Raw genomic sequence first — 5,050 nt, forward strand, 5'->3', positions numbered from 1 at the left:
GGCGTCGCGGCGGCGCGCCCCCCCGACCACTACGGGGGGGCGCTGGGCATCGACCCCACCCACCTGGTCGCTGATCCGGTACTCGTAGCGGCGCCACAACGCGGCGAAGCGGGCGTCGAAGCCCGCGGGCGCCGGCCCGATCGACCGCAGCCGCACGTCGGCCGGCAGCACACCCGCCAGTCGCCGCACGAGCCGCGACTGCTCGACCCCGGCCCACACCGTCGCGGGCACGTCGAGGTGCGCCACCTGTCCGGACGCGTGCACCCCCGCGTCCGTGCGCCCGGCGACGACGAGCGCGAGGTCGTGCGTGCGCAGCACCGTCGCGAGTGCGTCGAGCAGCACCGCAGCGACCGTGCGCCGGCCGGGTTGGCGCGCCCAGCCGGAGAAGTCGGTGCCTTCGTAGGCGAGGTCGAGCCGCAGCCGGACGCTGCCGCCGCCCTCGTCCGCCACCATGCCCGCCAGCCTCTCAGACCTCGCTCGCCGGCCCGGGCCGGAGGTCGGCCGTTCGGCCCTGCTCGCGGTGATGCGGACGCGACACGGTGGAGGTGCCACGTCAGAAGGAGCCAACGATGGACTACACGATCGACATCGTCGAGCGACCGCAGCAGACGGCGGCCGTCGTGCACGGTCATGCCGGGCCCGAGCACATCGCCGAGTTCGTCGGCCGGGCCTTCGGTGCCGTCGCACGCCTCGTCGAGCACGAGGGCCTGACCTATGCGGGCGCGCCGTTCGGGCGGTACGTGCCGACATCGGACGGCTTCGACATCGACGCCGGCTTCCCGGTCACCGGTGACGCGGTCGCCGAGGGCGAGGTCGAGCTCATCACGCTGCCGGCCGGCCCGGCGGCGCACACCGTGCACACCGGCCCGTACGCCGAGGTCGGGGCGGCGTACGAGGCGACCGGCGCGTGGTTGCACGAGCACGGCTACCGGCGCGCGGGTGCCCCGTGGGAGGTCTACCTCGACGGACCCGACATCCCGCTGCCCCGCACGGAGCTGTTCTGGCCGGTTCGTCCGGCCGCCGACGGGTCATGACCCTGCTGTGGCTGCTCGTCTGGTTCATCGCCGACCAGACCGGCGGCCGGGCGCCGCTGCGCCTCGACCCGGTCAACGCGTGGGCGGGCACGCTGCTGCTGGCGATCGCCCTCGACCTCGGGACGAACCCCGCGCGCGCCGGCGCGCGCAAGCGGTGATCAGGCCGGCGGCCGTACCGGACGTACCGGCCGGTCGACGACGCGTTCGACGGCCGCTGCGAGCCGCAGCACTGCCTGATCGGCACCCGCCGCGCCGACGAGGCTGACGCCGACCGGCAACCCGTCGACGACACCCGCCGGCACCGTGACGCTCGGATAGCCCGCGACGGCCGCCGGCCCGTACGTCGCCACGCCCTCGTGGTCGCCGGAGGCGTAGTCGATGACCCAGGCCGGCTGATTGCTCACGGTGACGATCGCGTCGAGGCGCGCGCCGCCGAGCGCGTCGTCGAGCATCCGCCGTGCCGTGGTCGTGGCACGGGTGCGGTGCTCGCGGTAGCCGGCGTCGTCGAGCGGGGGCGCCGCGAGGGCCTGTTCGAGGATCTCCTGCCCGAACCGCGAGAGCTCGACGTCGTCGCGGCGGTTGAACTCGACCAGGTCGGCGAGGCTGCGCACGGCCGCGCCCGGCGTGGATGCGAGGTAGGCGTCGATCTCGGCCTTGAACTCGCTCAGCAGCGCCGGCCACTCGTCCGGCTCAAGCGCGTCGGCCGCGACGGTCACCGGCTCGACGACGGCGCCCGCACCGACGAGCGCCTCGACGGTCGCGTCCAGCACGGCGGCGGTCGCGTCGTCGAGCCCGGCCGGCGTCCAGAGCCCGAGGCGCACACCTCGCAGGTCGGCGGGGATGACCTCGGACGGCTCGACACCGGCCAGCACCGCGAGCAACAGGGCGGCGTCCGCGACCGTGCGTGCCATCGGGCCGGCGGTGTCCTGGGCCGACGAGATCGGGACGATGCCGGCGCCAGGCACCGTCCCGAGGGTCGGCTTGACGCCGACGATGCCGCAGATGGCGGCCGGCGAGATGATCGACCCGTCGGTCTCGGTGCCGACCGCCAATGGTGCGAATCCCGCCGCGACGGCGGCGCCCGACCCGGACGACGACCCGCTCGTGTTCCGGGTGGGGTCGTGCGGGTTGCGGGTCTGCCCGCCGACCGCGCTCCAGCCGCTCGTCGAGCGGGTCGAGCGGAAGTTCGCCCACTCGGACAGGTTGGTCTTGCCGAGGATCACCGCCCCGGCCGCCCGCAGCCGGGTCACCAGCGGGGCATCGTCGGGACGCGAGTCGGCCAGCGCCCGAGACCCCGCCGTGGTCGCCGCGCCGGTGACGGCGATGTTGTCCTTCACCAGCACCGGCACGCCCTCCAGCGCGCGGGGCTCGTGCTCGCGCCGGTGCGCGTCGCTCGCCGCGGCCTGGTCGAGCGCGTCCGGCAGCACGGTGATGACCGAGCCGAGCCGCGGGTCGTCGGCGGCGATGCGGTCGAGCAGCGCGCGTGTCGCGTCGACGGAGGTCAGCTCGCCCGCGGCGAGAGCGGCCAGCAGTTCGGTCGCCGTCGCGGCGGTGGGATCCAGGGGCACCAAGCGACCCTAAGCCGCCGCGCTGCACCCCGCCGTCCACCCCCGCTTTGCGCCCGCAACTGGCGGGTCCAGCGCCCGGAACCGACAGCTGGGGGCGCAAACATGCGGAGGACGCCGGGAGGGGACGAGACGAGAGGGCCCCGACCAAACGGTCGGGGCCCTCTCGGCACGGCAGTTGCGGCGATCAGCCCTCGTCGTCGCCCTGGGTCACGGCGTCGCCGGACTTGTTGGTGATGCCGTCGGCGTCGCCCTCGGCCGAGACGCCGTGGGTGCCCTCGACGGCCTCGGTGCCAGCCTCGACGTCACCGCCGCGCAGCGCGGCCTCCTCGTCGACCGCAGCGGCCTCCTCGGAGGCCACGACCTCGCGGTCGGCGGCGGCGTCGTCCTCGGCAGCGGCCGCAGCCACGCCGGCCGCGGTGGCCGACTCGGCCGCCGCGGCCTCGGCGATCTCGCGGGTACGGCCGGTGGCCGCCTTGCGCGGGGCCACCTTGGTGCCGCGGGCGCGCTCGGCCTCGGCGACGACGGTGTTCAGCTCCTCGACGAGCTCGATGACGGCCATGGGGGCGTTGTCGCCCTTGCGCGGGTTGGTCTTGATGATCCGCGTGTAGCCGCCCGGACGGGTCGCGAACTTCGGCCCGATCTCGGCGAACAGCTTGTGCACGACGTCCTTGTCACGGATGACCGCCATGACCTGGCGACGGGCGTGCAGATCACCGCGCTTGGCCTGGGTGATCAGCCGCTCGGCCAGCGGACGCAGCCGCTTGGCCTTGGCCTCCGTGGTGGTGATCCGGTCGTGCTCGAACAGCGACGTCGCCAGGTTGGCGAGCATCAGCCGCTCGTGGGCCGGACCACCGCCGAGGCGGGGACCCTTGGTGGGCGTGGGCATGTCGTGCTCCTAGGAATGGACGGGGCCCGAGCGGCTTAGAGCTGCTCGGTCTCGGCGTAGTCGGTGTCGTCGGCGAAGTCGTCGCCCGGCGCGCCGTACGACTCGACGGTCGCGCTGGTCGGCAGGGCGAACCCGGGCGGGCTGTCCTTGAGCGCCAGACCGAGCTGCGCCAGCTTGATCTTGACCTCGTCGATGGACTTCGACCCGAAGTTGCGGATGTCGAGCAGGTCGGCCTCGCTGCGCCCGACGAGCTCGCCCACGGTGTGGACGCCCTCGCGCTTGAGGCAGTTGTACGACCGCACGGTGAGGTCGAGGTCCTCGATCGGCATCGAGAACGCGGCGATGTCGGCGACCTCGGCCGGCGACGGGCCGACGTCGATGCCCTCGGCCTCCTCGTTCAGCTCGCGGAACAGGCCGAACAGCTCGACCAGCGTGTGGCCGGCCGACGCCACGGCGTCGCGCGGGGTGATCGACTTCTTGGTCTCGACATCGACGACGAGCCGGTCGAAGTCGGTGCGCTGCTCGACACGGGTGGCCTCGACGGCGTACGTGACCTTGAGGACCGGCGAGTAGATCGAGTCGATCGGGATGCGCCCGATCTCCTGGCCCGGCTGCTTGTTCTGCACGGCGGTGACGTAGCCGCGGCCGCGCTCGACGACCAGCTCGATCTCGAGCCGGCCCTTCTTGTTGATCGTGGCGATGTGCAGCTCGGGGTTGTGCACCTCGACGCCGGCCGGCGGCGCGATGTCGGCCGCGGTGACCTCACCGGGGCCCTGCTTGCGCAGGTACATCACGACGGGCTCGTCGCTCTCGGAGCTGATGACCAGCTCCTTGAGGTTCAGGATGATGTCGGTGACATCCTCCTTCACGCCCTCGACGGTGGTGAACTCGTGCAGCACACCGTCGATGCGGATGCTGGTGACCGCCGCGCCCGGGATGGACGACAGCAGGGTGCGGCGCAGCGAGTTGCCGAGCGTGTAGCCGAAGCCCGGCTCGAGCGGCTCGATGACGAAGCGCGACCGGTTCTCGGTGATCGGCTCTTCGCTGAGGGTGGGGCGCTGGGAGATCAGCACAGTGGGAACTCCTTGATTCGTGGGACGACCGCCATATGACGTCCCGTTCGAGATATTCAGTTGTGACGCGGACGAGCGCCCCTCGGGTCGTCCGAGGGGCGCAGCGCCCAGCGCTTACTTCGAGTAGAGCTCGACGATGAGCTGCTCCTGGACCGGGATGTCGATCTGGGCCCGGACCGGGAGGGAGTGCACGAAGATCCGCAGCGTGTTCGGGACGACCTGCAGCCAGGCCGGCACCGGACGCTCGCCGTAGGTCTCGCGGGCGATGATGAACGGCGTCGTCTCGAGCGACTTCGGCTTGACGTCGATGATGTCCCACTGCGAGACGCGGTAGCTCGGGATGTCGACCTTCTGGCCGTTGACCAGGAAGTGGCCGTGGCTCACGAGCTGGCGGGCGTGACGCCGCGTGCGGGCGATGCCGGCACGGTAGATCACGTTGTCGAGGCGCGACTCGAGGATCTGCAGCAGGTTGTCACCCGTCTTGCCCTG

At 72.6% G+C, this 5,050-nt stretch carries 6 protein-coding genes and 1 pseudogene; 2 read left to right on the top strand and 5 right to left on the bottom strand.

The window, feature by feature from the left end; all coding sequences use genetic code 11:
- Positions 1-453, bottom strand: a pseudogene (locus ACTHMS_RS00755) (tRNA pseudouridine(38-40) synthase TruA); the annotation flags it as partial.
- Between the two features lie 116 nt (positions 454-569).
- On the opposite strand from ACTHMS_RS00755, the gene ACTHMS_RS00760 reads away from it, so the two are divergent.
- Together ACTHMS_RS00760 and ACTHMS_RS00765 are read left to right on the top strand one after the other, a co-directional pair.
- Positions 570-1,034: a GyrI-like domain-containing protein gene (locus tag ACTHMS_RS00760; RefSeq protein ID WP_440304767.1), complete on the top strand. Its 465-nt coding sequence runs from the start codon at positions 570-572 to the stop codon at positions 1,032-1,034.
- On the top strand, positions 1,031-1,192 hold the full coding sequence (locus tag ACTHMS_RS00765) for a hypothetical protein (RefSeq protein WP_440304768.1): 162 nt from the start codon (positions 1,031-1,033) through the stop codon (positions 1,190-1,192). Before ACTHMS_RS00760 ends, ACTHMS_RS00765 begins: the two co-directional genes overlap by 4 nt.
- Here the strand turns inward: ACTHMS_RS00765 and ACTHMS_RS00770 are convergent, their stop codons facing one another.
- From ACTHMS_RS00770 to rpsD, 4 genes are all read right to left on the bottom strand, one after another.
- Entirely contained in the window at positions 1,193-2,602 is a 1,410-nt protein-coding gene (locus tag ACTHMS_RS00770) for an amidase family protein (RefSeq protein WP_440304769.1), read from the bottom strand.
- 184 nt (positions 2,603-2,786) lie between these two features.
- Positions 2,787-3,488 carry a 50S ribosomal protein L17 gene (gene rplQ / locus ACTHMS_RS00775; RefSeq protein ID WP_440304770.1) on the bottom strand — a complete coding sequence of 234 codons (702 nt, stop codon included), beginning with the start codon at positions 3,486-3,488 and terminating at the stop codon, positions 2,787-2,789.
- Between the two features lie 35 nt (positions 3,489-3,523).
- Entirely contained in the window at positions 3,524-4,561 is a 1,038-nt protein-coding gene (locus ACTHMS_RS00780; protein ID WP_440304771.1) for a DNA-directed RNA polymerase subunit alpha, read from the bottom strand.
- 114 nt (positions 4,562-4,675) lie between these two features.
- Positions 4,676-5,050: 30S ribosomal protein S4 (gene rpsD, locus ACTHMS_RS00785; protein ID WP_440304772.1), on the bottom strand; the 375-nt coding region annotated here is incomplete at its 5' end.

It is taken from the genome of Jatrophihabitans sp., assembly GCF_051960575.1.
GTDB lineage: Bacteria > Actinomycetota > Actinomycetes > Mycobacteriales > Jatrophihabitantaceae > JBQCEE01.

Bases quoted from the DNA above. Each gene is read 5' to 3' on its own strand.
- ACTHMS_RS00760 (WP_440304767.1), top strand. From the start codon at position 570: ATGGACTACACGATCGACATCGTCGAGCGACCGCAGCAGACGGCGGCC.
- ACTHMS_RS00765 (WP_440304768.1), top strand. From the start codon at position 1,031: ATGACCCTGCTGTGGCTGCTCGTCTGGTTCATCGCCGACCAGACCGGC.
- rplQ (WP_440304770.1), bottom strand. From the start codon at position 3,488: ATGCCCACGCCCACCAAGGGTCCCCGCCTCGGCGGTGGTCCGGCCCAC.